The organism is Sphingomonas gilva (assembly GCF_003515075.1).
GTDB lineage: Bacteria > Pseudomonadota > Alphaproteobacteria > Sphingomonadales > Sphingomonadaceae > Sphingomonas > Sphingomonas gilva.
This window is the reverse complement of sequence record NZ_QWLV01000003.1, coordinates 1-18,521: the sequence shown is the minus strand read 5'-3', so window position 1 is coordinate 18,521 and position 18,521 is coordinate 1. Positions and strand designations below refer to the sequence as shown.

The 18,521-nt window shown below is 67.0% G+C and carries 13 protein-coding genes, 1 tRNA gene and 1 pseudogene; 8 read left to right on the top strand and 7 right to left on the bottom strand.

All coding sequences use genetic code 11. From position 1 onward, the window contains the following. Nucleotides 1-135: 135 nt before the first annotated feature. The 3 genes from D1610_RS16855 to D1610_RS08705 all read right to left on the bottom strand — a co-directional run bounded on the left by D1610_RS16855 (nucleotide 136) and on the right by D1610_RS08705 (nucleotide 1,869). On the bottom strand, nucleotides 136-513 hold the full coding sequence (locus D1610_RS16855) for a hypothetical protein (RefSeq protein ID WP_147414302.1): 378 nt from the start codon (nucleotides 511-513) through the stop codon (nucleotides 136-138). Further along, nucleotides 465-1,607, bottom strand: coding sequence for an integrase arm-type DNA-binding domain-containing protein (locus tag D1610_RS08710; RefSeq protein ID WP_118863797.1), 1,143 nt, complete (start codon nucleotides 1,605-1,607; stop codon nucleotides 465-467). Before D1610_RS08710 ends, D1610_RS16855 begins: the two co-directional genes overlap by 49 nt. Nucleotides 1,608-1,782: 175 nt before the next feature. Next, nucleotides 1,783-1,869: transfer RNA gene (locus tag D1610_RS08705), tRNA-Leu, on the bottom strand. Between the two features lie 121 nt (nucleotides 1,870-1,990). Here D1610_RS08705 and D1610_RS08700 point away from each other — a divergent pair. The 8 genes from D1610_RS08700 to D1610_RS08665 all read left to right on the top strand — a co-directional run bounded on the left by D1610_RS08700 (nucleotide 1,991) and on the right by D1610_RS08665 (nucleotide 13,390). Further along, nucleotides 1,991-2,908, top strand: a complete 918-nt coding sequence (locus D1610_RS08700; protein ID WP_118864038.1) for a complex I NDUFA9 subunit family protein — start codon at nucleotides 1,991-1,993, stop codon at nucleotides 2,906-2,908. A gap of 19 nt (nucleotides 2,909-2,927) precedes the next feature. Further along, complete coding sequence (locus tag D1610_RS08695; protein ID WP_118863796.1) at nucleotides 2,928-3,728, top strand: undecaprenyl-diphosphate phosphatase; 801 nt, start codon at nucleotides 2,928-2,930, stop codon at nucleotides 3,726-3,728. 155 nt (nucleotides 3,729-3,883) lie between these two features. Beyond that, the gene (locus D1610_RS08690) at nucleotides 3,884-5,326 is read left to right on the top strand and encodes an NAD(P)-dependent oxidoreductase (protein WP_118864037.1); all 1,443 of its coding nucleotides are present in this window, start codon (nucleotides 3,884-3,886) and stop codon (nucleotides 5,324-5,326) included. Then, nucleotides 5,323-9,846, top strand: a complete 4,524-nt coding sequence (gltB, locus tag D1610_RS08685) for a glutamate synthase large subunit (RefSeq protein ID WP_118863795.1) — start codon at nucleotides 5,323-5,325, stop codon at nucleotides 9,844-9,846. Before D1610_RS08690 ends, gltB begins: the two co-directional genes overlap by 4 nt. A gap of 52 nt (nucleotides 9,847-9,898) precedes the next feature. Continuing rightward, nucleotides 9,899-10,213, top strand: coding sequence for a DMT family transporter (locus D1610_RS08680; protein ID WP_118864036.1), 315 nt, complete (start codon nucleotides 9,899-9,901; stop codon nucleotides 10,211-10,213). Then, nucleotides 10,213-11,103 (top strand): DMT family transporter, encoded by an 891-nt coding sequence (locus D1610_RS08675; protein ID WP_118863794.1) that lies wholly within the window; start codon nucleotides 10,213-10,215, stop codon nucleotides 11,101-11,103. The genes D1610_RS08680 and D1610_RS08675 overlap by 1 nt, the downstream gene beginning before the upstream one ends. A 95-nt stretch (nucleotides 11,104-11,198) precedes the next feature. Beyond that, nucleotides 11,199-12,425: a hypothetical protein gene (locus tag D1610_RS08670; protein WP_245942062.1), complete on the top strand. Its 1,227-nt coding sequence runs from the start codon at nucleotides 11,199-11,201 to the stop codon at nucleotides 12,423-12,425. 53 nt (nucleotides 12,426-12,478) lie between these two features. Beyond that, nucleotides 12,479-13,390 carry a hypothetical protein gene (locus D1610_RS08665; protein ID WP_147414301.1) on the top strand — a complete coding sequence of 304 codons (912 nt, stop codon included), beginning with the start codon at nucleotides 12,479-12,481 and terminating at the stop codon, nucleotides 13,388-13,390. A gap of 248 nt (nucleotides 13,391-13,638) precedes the next feature. Here the strand turns inward: D1610_RS08665 and ppa are convergent, their stop codons facing one another. From ppa to D1610_RS17605, 4 genes and pseudogenes are all read right to left on the bottom strand, one after another. Further along, the gene (ppa, locus tag D1610_RS08660; RefSeq protein ID WP_118863792.1) at nucleotides 13,639-14,181 is read right to left on the bottom strand and encodes an inorganic diphosphatase; all 543 of its coding nucleotides are present in this window, start codon (nucleotides 14,179-14,181) and stop codon (nucleotides 13,639-13,641) included. A gap of 104 nt (nucleotides 14,182-14,285) precedes the next feature. After that, nucleotides 14,286-16,220, bottom strand: a complete 1,935-nt coding sequence (locus D1610_RS08655; RefSeq protein WP_118863791.1) for a M61 family metallopeptidase — start codon at nucleotides 16,218-16,220, stop codon at nucleotides 14,286-14,288. 128 nt (nucleotides 16,221-16,348) lie between these two features. Then, nucleotides 16,349-18,265 (bottom strand): M61 family metallopeptidase, encoded by a 1,917-nt coding sequence (locus D1610_RS08650; protein ID WP_118863790.1) that lies wholly within the window; start codon nucleotides 18,263-18,265, stop codon nucleotides 16,349-16,351. Between the two features lie 131 nt (nucleotides 18,266-18,396). Continuing rightward, nucleotides 18,397-18,521, bottom strand: a pseudogene (locus D1610_RS17605) (IS30 family transposase); the annotation flags it as partial.

Sequence of the window (18,521 nt, the reverse complement as noted above, 5' to 3'; positions counted from 1 at the left end):
CGATCAGCACGCGACAACACTGACGGTGCGATAAGATCCCAGGGTCGGCGTCCGATGTTGTTCCGCCCGCACCTTGAAGGCGAAGAATCGCTTACTCGAAGAACGAGAGCGTTGAACGAACTATCCGGCGAGTAGTCACGAATCGGCAGCGGGAGTCGGTTGTTCGGCGCGAGGCGAGAAGGAACGCCACTGCTGCTTCAAGTCGTAGACTTCATTGTCTAGCCGTTTGACGTCACGCGGGTTGGCGTGACGAGCCATTCTGACGACGGCAAGAAATCGATCGACGACCTGCGCTCCGGACGGGGAACCGGCTTCGGCCAGCCAGTGCTCTCGCTCGAGTTTCAACTGGGCTTCGTCCGCGGGCGAATACTTCGCGGCCCCTCGTATCATGGCCCGATCCATCAACGACAATATGGCGTCGTGGATCTTGGGTAGCGGTAGCGGTTTGGCGGGGCGATCGAGGATCAGAGCGAACCAACGCGCATAGTCGCCGTCGAAGTCCGAACCGACCACGGCTCCGGACTCCTCGATCGCCTCGACCAACTGTCCGAAACGCTCTTCGGGTAACCAGCATTGAAATGGTCATCGTGGAACGCGCCTACCGTGATCGCATTCGCCGCTTCAGCCGGCGCCAAGATGCGCCTCGTCGCGATCTGCGCGGCGCTGGCGCGCAAGGCTACGCGAAGCCGCTGATCGGCGGTTAGCGCTTCAAACTGGCTGGCGGTCATGTCTTGGGTTTCAAGAAGATCGTGATGATTACCGGCGCTGATGATAAACAGCACGCCATATTTGCTCGCCAAATAATCCACGACCCGCGCCCATCCGGACGCGCGACCAGCGAACGGCTTATTGGGGTCGCCATGACGCTGCTCGCCCGGCCGCACGAAGATGTGCGGCGTGATCTGGAGCGCGAGCTTCGTCACCGGATAGCCTTCATAGCCGTCGATCGCGCACAGCAACTCGCCGAGCTTCTCGGGTTCGAGGATTGCCGCATAGTGCCGCGCCTTCGGCGTGATCAGAGCGCCGCGCAGGATCGAGGTCGGATCGCTGGTGCAGTATCCGAGCGCAGCGCCGTAGCGGAACACCCGGCTGGCGAACGACCGGCATTTCTTCGCCGTTTCGAGATTGCCCTTCAGCTCGAGCTTTCTCAGCGCCGCCAGCATCATCTGCGGATCGACGTCGTTCAGCGGCTGGCTGCCGATGGCCGGCTTCAGCAGCTTGAGGAACCAGCGGGCCTTCTTGAGCGTGCCTTCGGCCCGGCCTTCGCCGACCATCTTGTGGTCGATGTAGGCCTTGGCGACCGATTCGAAGGTGTTCTCGGCCCCCAGCTTGATCTGGGCCTTCTCGCGCTTGCGCTCGCGCATCGGGTCGACGCCGTCGGCAACCTTGAGGCGGGCGCGATCGCGCATCCGCCTGGCCTCGCCTAGGCCAACCTCGGGAAAGGCCCCGAGGGGCATCTTCTTTTCCTTGCCGCCGAAGCGATATTTGAAGTGCCAGAGTTTCGAGCCGTTCGGCTTCACCAGGAGGTAGAGGCCCCCGGCATCGGCCTTCTTGTAGGGCTTCTGCGTCGGCAGAAAGCCTTTAATTTCCTGTACGTTAAGGCTCATTTGGGGGCCTCACCTGCTCCGACATGCCGTAATTGGGGGCCTCGCCGCCCAGTGAGGCCCCCAGATGGAGCGAAACTCAGTGGAACAAAGCGGAACGCCAATCACGGCGGCAGGAGCAAAAATGGCGGATTTCCGCCGTTTTTGCAACCCTTCGCAACGCTGTGAGGAGAACAAATGGTGCCCAGAAGAGGACTCGAACCTCCACGACCTTGCGATCGCCAGCACCTGAAGCTGGTGCGTCTACCAATTCCGCCATCTGGGCACGGGGTAGGCGGCGGGCCTTAGAGGGCCGGCCGCGCGCTTGTCAACACGCCTTCCGGTGGGGCAAGGGCATTTGCGGCAGGGCCATGTGGCGGCCCGGCGCAATCGAGGCGATCAAGATGATGAAGGACAGGCTGGTCACGGTGATCGGCGGCGGCGGGTTTCTCGGCCGCTATGTCGTGCGGGATCTGCTCAACGTGGGCGCACGCGTGCGAATCGCCGAGCGCGATCCGCGGCGGGCGCTGTTTCTCAAACCGCAGGGCGGACTGGGGCAGACGCAGTTCGTTGCCGCCGACGTGACGCGGCCCGATACGCTGGCGCGCGCGATCCAGGGCAGCCATGCGGTGGTCAATCTCGCCGGCAGCTTCGCCGATCCGGACGGCGTCCAAGCCAAGGGTGCGGGCCATGTCGCGGCCGCGGCGGCGGATGCGGGCGCATCGGCGCTCGCGCACATTTCGGCGATCGGCACGGACGCCGAAAGCGAATCGGCCTATGGACGATCGAAGGCTGAAGGCGAAGCGGCGGTGCGCGGTGCGTTTCCGCAAGCGACCATCCTGCGGCCTTCGATCATGTTCGGCCGGGAGGACCAGTTCATCAATCGCTTCGCGCGAATGCTCGCGTTGCCGGTGGTGCCGGTCGTTCGGCCGGGAGTGAAGTTCCAGCCGGTGTTCGTCGGCGATGCAGCGAGCGCCGTGGCGGCGGCGCTCGCCGATCCGGGCGCGCACGGCGGCAAGACCTACGAGCTGGGCGGACCCGATGTGCTAAGCATGGACGACCTGTTCCGCTGGATCGCCGATCGCACCGGGCGCCATCCGAATTTCGTCGACCTGCCCGATACGGCGGCGAAGATCATCGCGCGCCTGCCCGGATCGCCGATCAGCTGGGACCAGTGGCTGATGCTGCAGCGGGATAATGTGGTGACGGGCGAAAACGGCCTGACGGTGTTGGGTGTCGAGCGGACCCCGCTCGACGCGGTTGCGCCGGGATGGCTGGTGCAATATCGCCGCCACGGCCGCTTCGCCAAGACCGTCGCCGGCTGAACCAAGGACCGCTTCACACATGCCCGAAATCCTGACGCTCATCCTCCTCGGCATCGTCGAGGGGGTGACCGAGTTCCTGCCCGTCTCCTCGACCGGCCATCTGATCCTTGCAGGCGAGCTGCTCGGCTTCGGCGGGGAAGCCTCAGGGACGTTCGAAATCGTCATCCAGCTGGGGGCGATCCTGTCGGTCATCGTGCTCTATTGGCGGCGCTTCTGGGACGTGTTCGTCGGCATGACGGCGCGCGATCCGGGCGCCTGGGCGTTTGCGCGCAACATCGCGCTCGGCTTCCTGCCGTCGATGGTGGTCGGGTTCTTCGTCTACAATCTGGTAAAGGCGATGCTCGAAAGCCCGATGACGGTGGCGGTGGCGCTGGTCGTCGGCGGCATCGCGATCCTGGTGATCGAACGGCTGGTCAAGGAACCTGAAATTCACGCCGTACGCGCGATGAGCTGGAAAGTGGCGCTCGGCATCGGCGTGATCCAGTGCCTGTCGATGATCCCCGGGGTCAGCCGTTCGGGCGCGACGATCATGGGCGCGCTCGGACTGGGGGTCGAGCGGAAGACCGCGGCGGAGTTCAGCTTCTTCCTCGCCATCCCGACGATGCTCGCTGCCTCGGCGTACGACCTCTACAAGAACGCCGGCGAGTTCGGCAACGACGAGTGGACTTCGATCGCGATCGGCTTCGTCGTCTCCTTCGTCGTCGCGCTGGTGGTGATCAAATGGTTCGTCGACATCGTCAGCCGACACGGCTTCGCACCCTTCGCCTGGTATCGTATAGTGGTAGGCGCGGTCGCGATCGTGTGGCTGCTGACAAGATAGGTCCGATGCGGGCATTCCTCAATACGATAGAACGAGCATTTTACCAGATCGAGAATTTCTTTCGCCGATTTAGGTAAGTATTGCTGCTATTAATGGTCGAATTCGCGTGACTCTGCATGCGAACTGTGCTGTTGCGCGCCCATCAGGAGGCGGGAATGGCAACGGAGTCGATGCTGAAATTCGTGGGTGTAGGGCAGCAATATCCCGCCAAGCGGGACGCTTCCGCGCGCGCCGAGGATTTCCGCGAGATCGCCGATCGCTACGGCAATCCCGCCGCCGAAGAGCAATCGGCGCGCTGCTCGCAGTGTGGCGTGCCCTATTGCTCGGTCCATTGCCCGCTCCACAACCACATCCCAGACTGGCTGCGGCTGACCGCCGAGGGGCGGCTGCGCGAAGCCTATGAGCTGTCCAACGCCACCTCGACCATGCCCGAGATCTGCGGCCGCATCTGCCCGCAGGACCGGCTGTGCGAGGGCAATTGCGTGATCGAGTTCTCCGGCCACGGCGCGGTGACGATCGGATCGATCGAGAAGTACATCACCGACACCGCATGGGAGGAAGGCTGGGTCGAGCCGCTCGTTCCCGGCCGCGCCCGCGGCCAGTCGGTCGGCGTGATCGGCGCGGGCCCGGCCGGGCTGTCGGCCGCCGAATATCTCCGCGTCGCCGGCTATGAGGTGCATGTCTATGACCGGCACGACCGCGCCGGCGGGCTGCTGACATACGGCATTCCCGGCTTCAAGCTGGAAAAGCATGTCGTCACCCGACGGGTCGAGCGGCTGAAGGCCGGCGGTATCGTGTTCCATGAGGGTTTCGAGGTCGGCCGCGACGCCAGCCTCGACGATCTGCGCGCGAAGCACGATGCGATCCTGATCGCGACGGGCGTGTACAAGGCGCGCGCGATCGCCGCGCCGGGCGTCGGCGCAAGCGGGGTGGTCGAGGCGCTCGACTATCTGACTGCCTCGAACCGCAAGGGCTTCGGCGACGATGTGCCGGCGTTCGACGACGGCAGCCTGAATGCCGCCGGCAAGAACGTCGTCGTCATCGGCGGCGGCGACACCGCGATGGATTGCGTCCGCACCGCCGTCCGTCAGGGCGCGAAATCGGTCAAATGCCTCTATCGCCGCGACCGCGCCAACATGCCCGGATCGCAGCGCGAGGTCGCCAATGCCGAGGAGGAGGGCGTCGAGTTCGTCTGGCTCTCCGCCCCGCAGGCGTTCGACGGGACGGAGAAGGTAGCGGGCGTCCGCGCGCAGCGAATGCGCCTCGGCGCGCCCGATGCGAGCGGCCGCCGCGCGCCCGAGGCGGAACCCGACGGTGATTTCCGCGTCGAGGCCGATCTCGTCATCAAGGCGCTGGGGTTCGATGCCGAGGATCTGCCCGGCATGTTCGGCGCGCCAGAGCTGGGCGTCACCCGCTGGGGCACGCTGCGCGTCGATCATCAGAACATGATGACCAGCCTGGAAGGCGTGTTCGCCGCCGGCGACATCGTTCGCGGCGCCAGCCTGGTGGTGTGGGCGATCCGCGACGGCCGCGACGTCAGCGAACGGATGCACGCCTGGCTGAAGGCGAAGGTTGCGGGCGAGAGGAAGGCGGCATGACGGTCTGGGCAACCCCTGAGCATGAGCGGCTGGCTAATGAAGGCATGTACCGCCCCGAATTCGAGTCCGATGCGTGCGGCGTTGGCCTCGTCGCCGCGACCGACGGCCAGGCGTCGCGTCGCGTCGTCGCGGCGGCGATCGATGCGCTGAAGGCGGTGTGGCATCGCGGCGCGGTCGATGCCGATGGCAAGACCGGCGACGGTGCCGGCATCCATGTCGATCTGCCCGTGCGCTTCTTCGACGACGCGATCGAGGCGTCGGGGCACAAGGTGCTGCCCAACCGGCTGGCCGTGGGCATGGTGTTCCTGCCGCGCACCGATCTGGGCGCGCAGGAGACCTGCCGCACGATCGTCGAGAGCGAGATCATCGCCGCGGGCTACACCATCTATGGCTGGCGCCAGGTGCCGGTCGACGTCTCGGTGATCGGCCGCAAGGCGCAGGAGACGCGGCCCGAGATCGAACAGATCATGATCGCCGGGCCGATGCCCGAGGAGATGGACGAGGCCGAGTTCGAGAAGGAGCTCTATCTGGTCCGCCGCCGGATCGAGAAGCGCGTGATCCGAGAGCAGGTCCACGGCTTCTATTGCTGCAGCCTGTCGTGCCGCTCCATCATCTACAAGGGCCTGTTCCTCGCGGAGAGCCTGTCGGTCTTCTATCCCGATCTGGTCGACGAGCGGTTCGAAAGCCGCGTCGCGATCTTCCATCAGCGCTATTCGACCAACACCTTCCCGCAATGGTGGCTGGCGCAGCCCTTCCGCTGCCTTGCGCATAACGGCGAGATCAACACGATCCGCGGCAACACCAACTGGATGCGCAGCCACGAGATCAAGATGGCCTCGCTGGCGTTCGGCGAGCGGTCCGAGGACATCAAGCCGGTGATCCCCGCGGGATCGTCGGACACCGCCGCATTGGACGCGGTGTTCGAGACGATCTGCCGGTCGGGCCGGGACGCGCCGACGACCAAGCTGATGCTGGTGCCCGAGGCCTGGCAGGCCGACCCGACGATCCCGCCGGATCACGAAGCGATGTACCGCTATCTGGCGAGCGTCATGGAGCCGTGGGACGGCCCCGCCGCGCTTGCCATGACCGACGGCCGCTGGGCGGTGGCGGGCATGGACCGCAACGCGCTGCGCCCGCTGCGCTACACCATCACCGCGGACAATCTGCTGGTGGTCGGCTCCGAAACCGGCATGGTGCTGCTGCCCGAAAGCTCGGTGGTCGCCAAGGGCCGGCTCGGGCCGGGCGAGATGATCGCGGTCGATCTGGCCGAAGGCAAGCTCTACCAGGATCGCGCGATCAAGGATCGCGTCGCCGCCGAGGCGGACTATGCCGGCATGGTGGCGGACTTTATCGGTTACGACGATCTGCCCGCGGTCGAGGGACATTGCGGCCATGATTACAGCCGCGCCGAGCTGACCCGTCGCCAGGTCGCCGCCGGGCAGACGCTGGAGGATATGGAGCTGATCCTCAGCCCCATGGTCGAAGGCGCCAAGGAAGCGATCGGATCGATGGGCGACGACACGCCCCTCGCGGTCATCTCGGACAAGCCGCGGCTGATCAGCCAGTTCTTCCGGCAGAATTTCAGCCAGGTGACCAACCCGCCGATCGACAGCTTGCGCGAAACGCGGGTGATGTCGCTGAAGACGCGCTTCTCCAATCTGGCCAACATCCTCGACGCGGCGGGGCAGCAGGCGGGCGTGCTGGTGCTCGATTCGCCGGTCCTGACCTGCGAGGGCTGGGCGCGGCTGAAGGCCCATTTCAACGGCCAGGCGCAGGAGATCGACTGCACCTATGAAGCCGGCGGCAAGCCCGAAAGCCTGCGCGCGGCGATCCAGCGCATCCGCGCCGAGGCCGAGCAGGCGGTGCGCGAGGGCAAGTCCGAGCTGTTCCTGACCGACGAGGCGTCGGGCGAGGGGCGCGTCGCCATCGCCGGCGTGCTCGCCGCCGCCGCGGTGCACACGCATCTCGTCCGGCGGGGCCTGCGCTCCTATGCGTCGATCAACGTCCGCACCGCCGAATGCCTCGACACGCATTATTATGCGGTGCTGATCGGGGTCGGCGCCACCACCGTGAACGCCTATCTGGCTGAAGCCTCGATCGCCGACCGCCATGCGCGCGGGCTATTCGGCGATCTGTCCTTCGAGCAATGTCTCGTCAACCACCGCAAGGCGGTCAACGACGGCCTTCTGAAGATCATGTCGAAGATGGGGATCGCGGTGATCTCCAGCTATCGCGGCGGCTATAATTTCGAGGCGGTGGGCCTCAGCCGCGCGCTGGTCAACGACCTGTTCCCCGGCATGCCGGCCAAGATCTCGGGCGAGGGCTATTCCTCGCTCCACCTGTCGGCCGAGCTTCGCCACCAGGCGGGCTGGGACATGGGCGTGGCGACGCTGCCGATCGGCGGCTTCTATCGCCAGCGGCACGGCGGCGAGACGCACGCCTATTCGGCGCAGCTGATGCACCTGTTGCAGACCGCGGTCGCGACCGACAGCTATTCGAGCTATCTGCAATTCTCGCGCGGGGTGCGCGATCTGCCGCCGGTCTATCTCCGCGACCTGCTCGAGTTCAACTTTCCGCGCGAAGGCGTGAACATCGACCAGGTCGAGGCGATCACCGAGATCCGCAAGCGCTTCGTCACGCCCGGCATGTCCTTGGGCGCGCTGTCGCCCGAGGCGCACGAGACGCTGGCGATCGCGATGAACCGTATCGGCGCCAAGGCGGTGTCGGGCGAGGGCGGCGAGGATTCGGGCCGCTACAAGCCCTATGAGAATGGCGACAACGCCAATTCGGTGATCAAGCAGATCGCCTCCGGCCGCTTCGGCGTCACGGCGGAATATCTCGGCGCGGCCGAGGAGCTGGAGATCAAGGTTGCGCAAGGAGCCAAGCCTGGCGAGGGCGGGCAGCTGCCCGGCTTCAAGGTGACCGAGTTCATCGCCAAGCTCAGGCACGCGACGCCCGGTGTCACGCTGATCTCGCCGCCGCCGCACCACGACATCTATTCGATCGAGGATCTGGCGCAGCTGATCTACGATCTCAAGCAGATCAATCCGCGCGCGCGCGTATGCGTCAAGCTGGTCAGCTCGGCCGGCATCGGCACGGTCGCGGCGGGCGTCGCCAAGGCGCATGCCGACGTCATCCTCGTCTCGGGTCATGTCGGCGGCACCGGCGCGTCGCCGCAGACCAGCATCAAATATGCCGGCACGCCGTGGGAAATGGGCCTGTCCGAAGTGAACCAGGTGCTGACGCTCAACGGCCTGCGCCACCGGGTGAAGCTCAGGACCGACGGCGGGCTCAAGACCGGGCGCGACATCGTCATCGCCGCCATCCTGGGCGCCGAGGAATTCGGCATCGGCACGCTGAGCCTCGTGGCAATGGGCTGCATCATGGTCCGCCAGTGCCATTCGAACACCTGCCCGGTCGGCGTCTGCGTGCAGGACGAGCGGCTGCGCGCCAAGTTCACCGGCACGCCCGAAAAGGTCATCAACCTGATGACCTTCATCGCCGAGGAGGTGCGCGAGATCCTCGCCCGGCTGGGCGTCAAGAGCCTCGACGAGATCGTCGGGCGGACCGAACTGCTGCGCCAGGTCAGCCGCGGGGCCGAGCATCTCGACGATCTCGACTTGAACCCGATCCTTGCGAAGGTCGACGCCACCGACGCCGAGCGGCGCTACAGCCTCAACACCTTCCGCAACGAAGTGCCCGACAGCCTGGATGCGCAGATGATCGCCGATACGCGCGCGGTGTTCGAGCGCGGCGAGAAGATGCAGCTGACCTATACCGTGCGGAACACCCACCGCGCGGTCGGCACGCGGCTGTCGTCGGAGATCACCCGAGCGTTCGGCATGTCCAGGCTCGCCGACGGGCACGTCCATGTCCGCCTGCGCGGATCGGCCGGGCAGAGCCTGGGGGCGTTCCTGTGCAAGGGCATCACGCTCGAGGTATTCGGCGATTCGAACGACTATGTCGGCAAGGGGCTGTCGGGCGGCATCATCGCGGTCCGGCCGATGGTGTCGTCGCCGCTCGCCAGCCAGGACAACACGATCATCGGCAACACCGTGCTCTACGGCGCGACGTCCGGACGGCTCTATGCCGCGGGACAGGCCGGCGAGCGCTTCGCGGTCCGCAATTCGGGCGCCGAGGTGGTGGTCGAGGGCTGCGGCGCCAATGGCTGCGAATATATGACCGGCGGCACCGCGGTGATCCTGGGCCGTGTCGGCGACAATTTCGGCGCGGGGATGACCGGCGGCATGGCCTTCGTCTACGATCCGGACCGGACGTTCGAAGCGCGCGCGAACCCAGACAGCATTGTCTGGCAACGCCTCGCCTCGGCGCATTGGGACGGCGTCCTCAAGGATCTGGTCGCCGCGCATGTCGAGGCGACCGACAGCAAATGGGCGCGGGGCCTGCTTGAGGACTGGGGCCGCGTGGTCGGCGATTTCTGGCAGGTCTGCCCGAAGGAGATGCTCGCCCGCCTGGCCCATCCGCTGGACGATAGGCCGGAGGCCGTCGCGGCGGAGTAATGCGCTTTCGTCTCCGTCGCCGTCCGGCTAGGGGCGGCGGCGGAGGTTGGCGATGGCTTGGTTTCTTCTGGTGCTTGGCGGGCTGTTCGAGGTGGGGTTCACCACGAGCCTCCGCTTTGTCGAGGGATTCCGCAACATCCCGTGGACGCTGGCGTTCCTCGCCTCGGTCGCGCTGTCGATGGGGCTGCTTGAGGTGGCGTCGCGCAGTATCCCGATGGGCACCGCCTATGCCGTGTGGGCTGGGATCGGCGCGCTCGGCACGGTCATGGTCGGGATCCTGTTCTTCGGCGAGCCGCTGGGGCTGGCTCGTTCGTTGCTGATCCTGGGCCTGATCGCCTGCATCGTCGGACTGAAGCTGCTGCATTGATGCGCGCCAACCCCGCCATCGCGTTCGCCGTGGCGACGGCGGGGATCGCCGTGTTCGCCAGCATGGATGCGGTGATGAAGGCGCAGTCCCTGCTGATCGGCGCCTATTCGGCGATGCTGTGGCGCACTGTCTTCGGAGTCGCGCTGTCGGGCGCCGCCTTTGCCGTCACCCGCCCTCGCTGGCCGAGCCGGATCGAGATCAAGCTCCATGTCGCGCGCGGCGCCGCGGCGGGCGTTTCGGTGGTGCTGTTCTTCTGGGGGCTGACGCGCGTGCCGATGGCGCAGGGAGTCGCTTTGACCTTCATCGCGCCGCTGATCGCGCTGTTCCTGGCGGCGGTGGTGCTGCGCGAGCGTGTCGGCAGGACCGCCGTGATCGCCTCGCTGATCGCCTTTGCCGGCGTGCTGGTGATCCTGCTGGGGCAGGCGCGCGCGGAGATGGGGCCGGACGCCTTCCGCGGCGCGCTCGCCATCCTCGCCGCGGCGGTGCTCTATGCGGTCAACCTGATCCTGCTCAGACGGCAGGCCTTGGCCGCGCGGCCGATCGAGATCGCCTTCTTCACGAATGTCGTCTTCCTCGGCGTCTATGCGATCGGCGCGCCGTTCCTCCTAGTGTGGCCGGCGCCGGGGCAATGGCCGTGGCTGGCCTTCGCCGCGGTGCTCGCGACCGTCTCGATCCTCGCGCTCGCCTGGGCCTATGCCCGGGCGGAGGCGAGCTACCTCGCGCCGGTCGAGTACACCGCCTTCATCTGGGCATCGATCCTCGGCTGGCTGGTGTTCGGAGAGCGGGTGCAGCCGCTGACCGTGCTGGGCGCCGCGCTGATCGTCATCGGCTGCGTCATCGCCGCGCGCCGTTCGCCGCCGCCCGCACCGTCGGTCGAGGCGGCGATGTGACGCTTGTCGGCGCCGCTGCGGCGGAGTAGTTACGCCGTCAGAACAGAATCGGGCCGCGAGTTTCATGCGTCGCAACGCTTGACCCGGAGGCCATCATGCCGGTTCGTTCCTTCCTGCTCGTTTCCGCATCCGCCATCGCCGCGCTGGCGCTGACCTCTCCCGCCACGCCGCAGGCGCGGCAGACCGTCACCCCGCCCAAGGCGCGCTATGCGATGGATGCCGGCACGACGACCGGCATGGCGGGGATGGCCGGCGGCGGCATGGGGGCCGCGCTGTCGATGTTGACGGGCGGAGGCGGGCGCGAGGCGCATGAGCTGCGTCTGCGGCTCGGCTCGACGCTCGCCCCCACCGGCGCGCCCAGCGCCGACCATTTCGTGCCGGCGGGAATGCGCATGGGCAAGTCGCTGCCGCTGGTGACGCCGACGCCCGGCAGCGGCCGGCGCGAGGAACCGGGCGAAGTGCCGGACAATTTCCAGCGGCCCAAGGGGCGGCTACTGCTGTTCTGGGGCTGCGGCGAGCGCGCCGGCCCGGGCCAGCCGGTGGTGATCGATTTTGCCAAGGTCGCGGCGGGGCAGATGCCGCCCAACCTGTTCTCGACCAACGTCCCTGCCGATCGCGGGCCCAACCTCTCCAACAGCCGCACCTATGGCGACTGGCCCAACAGCCGGTCGAACAAGGCGCCGGGCGGCGGCTCGCTGATCGGTGAGCACCGCATCGCCGGCACCTATTCGCCCGAGATCAGCTTCGCCTTGCAGCAGGACTGGATGGAGGGGATCGCGGCGCGCAACCAGGCGCTGCCGAGCGGCGCGGTCAATCTGAGCTGGAACGCGGTGCCGGCGGCGACGGGCTATTACGCCTGGGCGTTCGGTGCGAGCGGCGACGGCCGGGGCGAGCAGACCGACATGGTGTGGTGGAGCTCATCGATGACGCGCGAGTTCGGCGGCGGGCTGTGGGACTGGCTGCCGCCCGAGACCGTGGCGCGGCTGGTGACGCAGAAGGTGGTGATGCCGCCGCAGCAGACCAGCTGCGTCATCCCGGCGGCGGTGCGCCAGGCCTCACCGCAGTTCATGATGGGCAACCTCACCGCCTATGGGCCGGAGGCGAACTTCGTCCATCCGCCGCGCCCGGCCAACCCGCGCGTCGCCTGGAACCAGGAATGGACCGCGCGGGTGCGCTATCGTTCGACCACCGGCATGATGATCGGCGGGCCGGACATGGGCGCGGCGATGCAGGGCGAGGAGAGCCGCGAGGAGCGCAAGCCGAAGAAGTGCAAGGGCGTCGGCGGCATGCTCGGCGGGATTTTGTCGGGGCGCGGCTGCTGAGCGCAACCGAAACTTAGGATCGCGCCGCTACACGAGCGGCGATGATGGGGATCGTGAACGAGGCCGTGTGGCGGGCCAAGCAGTGGCGGCACGGCCGCGCGGCGGCGCGCGTGCTGGCGACGCCGCCCGCCGCGCCGCGCGACGACGGCGTGGTGCTGTTCTCGATGATCGGCACGCGCGTGCTGCTGCCCTATCTGGTCGCCGCCAAGTCGCTCCACCGCCATCTCGGCCGCGGGCGCTTCGTGGTGATGGACGACGGGACGCTGACCCAAGCGGACAGGGCGGCGCTGGCGCATCATCTGGGCGACCCGCGGATCCTCGCGCTCGGCGACGTCGATACCGGCCCCGCGCCGCGCGGCGGAACGTGGGAGCGGCTGCTGGCGATCCTCGATCTGCGCGCGGCCGATTACGTGATCCAGCTCGATTCGGACACGGTGACGCTGGGGCCGGTCCCCGAAGTGGCGGCGGCGATCGAGGCGGGGCGCAGCTTCACGCTGTTCGGCGATGCGCGCGGGGCCGAGCTGGGGGTGCTGCCCGCGGCGGAGTTCGTCGCGCGCCACCCGGCGGCGGCCGATCCGCGCGCGCGGGCGCATGTCCAGGCGCGGATCGAGGCGGCGATGGCCGATGTCGCGATTCCCGGGCTGCGCTATGTCCGCGGCTGCTCGGGCTTCGCCGGCTTCGCGCCTGCGAAGGACGGGCGCAGGGTGGCCGAGGCCTTCACCCGCGAGGCGGAACGCCTGCTGGGCCGCGCCAAATGGTCCGAATGGGGCAGCGAGCAGGTCACCTCCAACGTGGTGATCGCCAACGATCCCGACCCGGCGCCGCTGCGCTACGACCGTTACACCAATTTCTGGAACGCGCCGCTGGGACCGGACGTCGCCTTCGCGCACTTCATCGGCACCTACCGCCACCATGGCAGCGCCTATCTCGATGCAACCAGGGCGGCGATCGCCGCGCTCGGCTGATCCCGCTGGATGGCCGGTTTCGCAAGTTGACGGTTTTGAGAGATTCGCCGCCCGGACGCATGCTCGCGGCGTCGCAGATCGATGCATTTGAGAAATTTGACCCTCAAACGCATGTTCGTGGCGACCCCGGCCGACGACGCGCGGGGTCGCATGGTCGACCGGCCTTGCGGTGAAGGAGGAGGCAGAGAATCGCGGCATCTGCCTTGTATAACCTATATGGTTATATGTAGGAAAGGCCTATTTCACGGCTAAGCGGCCGCCTTGGCCTCCTTGGCGCGCTCGATGGCCTCAAGCAGCACGCGGCGGGCGTCGTCGGCGTCGCCCCAGCGGCCGACGCGGACCCATTTCTTGGGTTCCAAGTCTTTGTAGTGGGTGAAGAAATGCTCGATCTGCTGCATGACGATCTCTGGCAGGTCGTCTCGCTCGCCGATCTTCCTGTAATAGGGGAAGGTCGCGTCGATCGGCACGCAGAGAAGCTTCTCGTCGCCGCCCGCCTCGTCCTCCAGGTTGAGCACCGCGATCGGGCGGGCGCGGACGATGCAGCCCGGAATGAAGGGCGAGCGGGCGATCACCAGCGCGTCGAGCGGATCGCCGTCGGGCGACAGCGTGTGCGGGATGAAGCCGTAATTGGCCGGATAGCGCATCGGCGTGTGGAGGATGCGATCGACGAACAGCGCGCCCGACGCCTTGTCGAACTCGTACTTCACCGGCTCGCCGCCGACCGGCACCTCGATGATGACGTTGACGTTCTCGGGCGGATCGTCGCCCACCGGAACCAGATCGATGCGCATCGGCTTGTCCTTGCTGCAAGTGCGAAAAGAAGTCGCGCGCCGGTTAGCGGGCGCGCGGCGTCCTGTCGATTGCCAATCTTGGAAGGGAAGCGGACAGGCCCAAGCTATCTGGGCGCGATCAGCGCATCGAGCCCGCGCGGGCCGGCGCCGGCCGGCTCCAGGCGGGCATAGCGCAGCCCGTCGGTATAGGGAATCGCGACGCGGTGGACCCGGTCGCCCGACTGGACCAGCAGCGAGATCGGTTCGCTGCCCTTGCCGCTCGCCTTGACCCGCTCCTCCAGCGCGTCGCCGTCGAAGCTGCGATCGCCGACCGCGAGGATCCGGTCGCCCGACCGCAGCCCGGCGCGGAACGCCGGGCCGGCCCAGCGGACATAGCCGATCTTGCCCTCGCCATCGGTGCCCAGGCCAAGCGAATAGCTGAGGCCGACGCCTTCCTGATCGGCGCTCGCCGCCTCGTTATAGGCGTTGAGCTCCGGCCCGAAGGCGAGGGCGTAACCGCCCAGCTTCACGCCGCCATCGAGGCCGCCGACGCGCGCGGTGTAGATGCGGTCGTTGAAGAAGCCGCCCCAATCATAGGGCTCGACCGCGTTCATGTCGGCGATCACGTCCTCCAGCGTATAGGTCAGCTCGCCCCAGTCGCCGTCGCGCACGCCGAAGAAGGTACGCGCGAAATCGTCGAGGCTGCGCTTGCCCTTCGACCGCTGGCGAATGATCTGGTCGGCCTCCAGCCACACCATCGCCGCGGCGGGATAATAGTCGTAGCCGCGGCTCCAGCTCGACCATTCGGACACGCCGGTGTGGAGCGTGATGATCGGATCGTTGGTGGTGTCGGCGATGCTGCGCCATACCTGGCCGGGCTGGCCTTCGGCGTAGGTCGCGGCTGTAGCGGCGACCCAGCCGAGGAACTCGTCCCTGCTCCACAGCCCCGATCGCGCGGCGAGGACGGGGCCGAAGAAGCTGGTCAGCCCTTCATAGACCCACAGCATGCTGTCGCGCATCGGCGTGCGGTAGTCGGGCGTCCACAGGTCGGCGCCGCGGCGGAACTTGCCGTTCCAGCTGTGGACATATTCGTGCGGCAGCAGATCGCGCGCGCCGACATTGTTCTTCCAGTTGGAGAACAGGTCCGCGCCCACCGCGTTTTCGGAGCTGCGGTGATGCTCGAGGCCGATGCCGGACATCTCGTCGGTCACCGCCAGCAGGAAATCATAGCGGTCGAAATGCCGCGCGCCGAACAGCTTGTCGGCTTGCGCCACGAGATTGCGGTGGAACTGCACCTGTTCTTCGGTCGCCTCGATCGAGGCGGCGGTGTCGCCGACGATGTTGAGGCGGACATCCTCGCCGATGACGAGCGACCTGGCGTGCTTGCCGGCGAACACCGGCGAATCGACCAGCGTGTCGTAGGCGACGGTCTCATAGGTGGTGCGGTCGCCCGAGACCTTGCCGCGCAGCGCGGTATAGGCGGTCCAGCCGGCCGGAATGCGCAGCTCGGTCGTCACCGGAATCCGGCGGACATAATAGCCCGCCGGATAGAGCGAGAGCTTCTCCCATTGCAGGTTCATCAATGCGGGCGCCATCGTCCGGCGCTCGGTCCCGTCGGGCGCCCGCGAATCGAGGAACTGGAACCGCGCCTCGACCGCGCGGGCGCCCTGGGGCACCTCGATATGGAAGGCGGTCATGTCGAGCGGATCGCGCTTCCAGGCGAGCGGCTTGCCGCCGACGGTGAAGCTCAGCCCCGCCAGATTGGCCGGCTGGCCCTCCGGCGCATGCGTGCCGGGGAGCCATTTGGGGTAGAGCAGCACCATCGGCCCGGCCGCCGCGACCGGGATCGTCTGGGTGATGTCGACATAGCCCTGCGCGACGTTGCGGGCGTCGACCTCCAGCCGCATCGTGCCCGGATAGGCCCGGTCCACCGCCGCAGGGATGGTGTCGGCATAGGGCGCGGTGGTGGCGGGCGCGCTGTTGCCCGGCGTCACCTGCGCGAGCGCGGGTGAGGCGGCGGCGAGCGCGAGAGTGCCGGCTATGATCATCTTAGACTGCATTCCGATATCCTTGGTTCGCTACCCTCGTCGCCCCTGCGAAGGCAGGGGCCGCTGGGTTTGTGGCACGTTCCAGCGCCGCGTTTGCTGTCAGCGGCCCCTGCCTGCGCAGGGGCGACCGAATCATCGCCTCACTTCGCCGTCAGCAGGCGGTCGAGCCCGGTCTCGCCGGTGCCGGTCTTTTGCAGGCGCGGGTAGCGCAGGCCCTGGTTCCATTTGAGGTCGACCGTGCGGACGCGGCCCTCGTGCGTGACGGTCAGCTTGATCGGCTCGCGGCCGCCCTTGGCCGCGGTGATCGCCTCCTTGAGCGCCTCGCCCGTATAGGCGCGCTCGCCCACCGCGATGATCTTGTCGCCGACGTCGAGATCGACGTCGAACGCCGCGCTGCCCCACATCACCGTCGCGATCTCGCCGTCGCCGCCGACCGAAAGCCCGCCCGAATAGTTGAGGTTGACGCCCTTCGAGCGCTTCTCGCCTTCCTTCCAAACGCCGGTCGGCTCGTCGGTGTAGATCACCTGATAGCCGTTGTCGGTGAAGCCCTTCAGCGGCGCGCGCGGGTTGATCCGGTTGACGCGGTCGTTGAGGAAGGTGTTCCAGTCATAGGGAACGACCGAGTTGAGCGTCGCCACCACGTCGTCGAAGCTGTAGGTCAGCACGCCCCAATCGCCGTCGCGCATGCCGAAGAACGCCTTGGCGAAATCGTCCATCGACTTGGCGCCGTTCGACTGGTCGCGGATCACCGAATCCGCCTCCAGCCAGATCAGCAGGCCCTCATTGTAATAATCCTCGCTGCGCTGCCAGCTGGTCCAGCCCTTGGGCCGGCGCGCGGAGATGATCGGATCGTGCGTGGTGTCGACCAGCGGGCGCCATTCGCGGCCCTTCCAATTGTCATAGGTCGCGTAGATCATCGCCAGCTGATCGAGCGTGTCCTCCTTCGACACCAGCCCGGAGCGCGCTTGCAGGACATAGCCCCAGAACTGCGTCTGGCCTTCATAGACCCACAGCAGGTTGTCGCGCATCGGCGTGGCGTAATCGGGGGTGTAGAGATTGGCGCCGCGGCGGAACTTGCCGTTCCAGCTGTGCACCATCTCGTGCGGCAGCAGGTTGCGGCGGCCGGGGCCCGAATCCCATTCGGTGAAATATTCGGGGTTCACGCCGTTTTCGGAGGAACGGTGATGCTCGAGGCCGATGCCGCCCATCTCGTCGGTCAGCGCGAGGAGGAACTCGTACTGGTCGTAATGCTGCGATCCGAACAGCTTGACCGCCTGTTCGACGAGGCGACGGTGCGCAGCGATCTGTTCGGGCTTGGCCTCCAGATATTCGGCCTCGTCGGCGAAGACGTTGAGATCGACCTTCGGCGTCAGCTCCCATTCCTTGAAATAGCGGCCGGCGAAGACGGGCGAATCGATCAGCGTCTCGTAGCTGGTGCGCTGGTAGGAATAGACGCTGCCCTTGTTGGTGGCGGGCAGGCCCGAGCGCGCGGTCCAGCCGGCCGGATAGGTCACCGTCGCCTCGACCGGGATGCGGCGGGTGTAATAGCCCGCCGGATAGAGCGACACCTGCTCCCATTGCAGGTTCATCATCGACGGCGCGATGACGATGCGGCCCTGGTTGGGTGCGGTGGCAGAGAGGAACTGGAAATTGGCGGTGATCGCCTTGGTCCCCTCGGGCACGTCGAAGTGGAAGGCGTAGACGTTCACCTCGTCGCGCACCCAGGGCAGCACGCGGTCGCCCGCCTTGATGACCAGGCCGGCGAGCTTTTCGATCTGTCCGCGCGGCGCGTGGTTGCCGGGCAGCCATTCGGGCATCAGCAGCGTCATGCGCCCGGCCTGGGCGACGGGGATGGTCTGCTCGACACGGTAGATCGCGCGCTTGATGTCGGTCGCGTCGACCTTCAGCTTCATCACGCCGGGATAATCGACGTCGCGCGCGTCGGGGACCATGTCGACGATCGGGATCGGCTGCGCGAGCGTGTTGCCCTCCTGCGCCGCGGCGGGCGCGGCGAGAGCGATGGCGAGAAGGCTGGCGACAAGCGCGGGGCGGACCATGAAGGAGACTCCGTTACCTTGGGGGATGCGCGCTTGTTGCATTTGTAACGGCTCGCCGTCCAGTCGGGGCGTTCCGGCGACGGATTGAAATCGCAGCGAAGTTGCTCGCGCCCCTTGGTATTCCTCCACCGTCACCCCGGACTTGTTCCGGGTGTGGATTCACATTTGAAGTGCAACGGTTGGAGGAAGGCTTCGGCTGGGGTTTGGAAGCCGAGGCATTTGCGGGGTGTATTGTTGTAGCGGCGGACGAGCTTGT

Excerpts from the sequence above, each read along its gene's own strand:
- D1610_RS08695 (WP_118863796.1), top strand. The coding sequence starts at position 2,928 with ATGCCCGAAATCCTGACGCTCATCCTCCTCGGCATCGTCGAGGGGGTG.
- D1610_RS08650 (WP_118863790.1), bottom strand. The coding sequence starts at position 18,265 with ATGGTCCGCCCCGCGCTTGTCGCCAGCCTTCTCGCCATCGCTCTCGCC.
- D1610_RS08675 (WP_118863794.1), top strand. The coding sequence starts at position 10,213 with ATGCGCGCCAACCCCGCCATCGCGTTCGCCGTGGCGACGGCGGGGATC.
- ppa (WP_118863792.1), bottom strand. The coding sequence starts at position 14,181 with ATGCGCATCGATCTGGTTCCGGTGGGCGACGATCCGCCCGAGAACGTC.
- D1610_RS08690 (WP_118864037.1), top strand. The coding sequence starts at position 3,884 with ATGGCAACGGAGTCGATGCTGAAATTCGTGGGTGTAGGGCAGCAATAT.
- D1610_RS08670 (WP_245942062.1), top strand. The coding sequence starts at position 11,199 with ATGCCGGTTCGTTCCTTCCTGCTCGTTTCCGCATCCGCCATCGCCGCG.
- D1610_RS08655 (WP_118863791.1), bottom strand. The coding sequence starts at position 16,220 with ATGCAGTCTAAGATGATCATAGCCGGCACTCTCGCGCTCGCCGCCGCC.
- D1610_RS08700 (WP_118864038.1), top strand. The coding sequence starts at position 1,991 with ATGAAGGACAGGCTGGTCACGGTGATCGGCGGCGGCGGGTTTCTCGGC.
- gltB (WP_118863795.1), top strand. The coding sequence starts at position 5,323 with ATGACGGTCTGGGCAACCCCTGAGCATGAGCGGCTGGCTAATGAAGGC.
- D1610_RS08710 (WP_118863797.1), bottom strand. The coding sequence starts at position 1,607 with ATGAGCCTTAACGTACAGGAAATTAAAGGCTTTCTGCCGACGCAGAAG.
- D1610_RS08680 (WP_118864036.1), top strand. The coding sequence starts at position 9,899 with ATGGCTTGGTTTCTTCTGGTGCTTGGCGGGCTGTTCGAGGTGGGGTTC.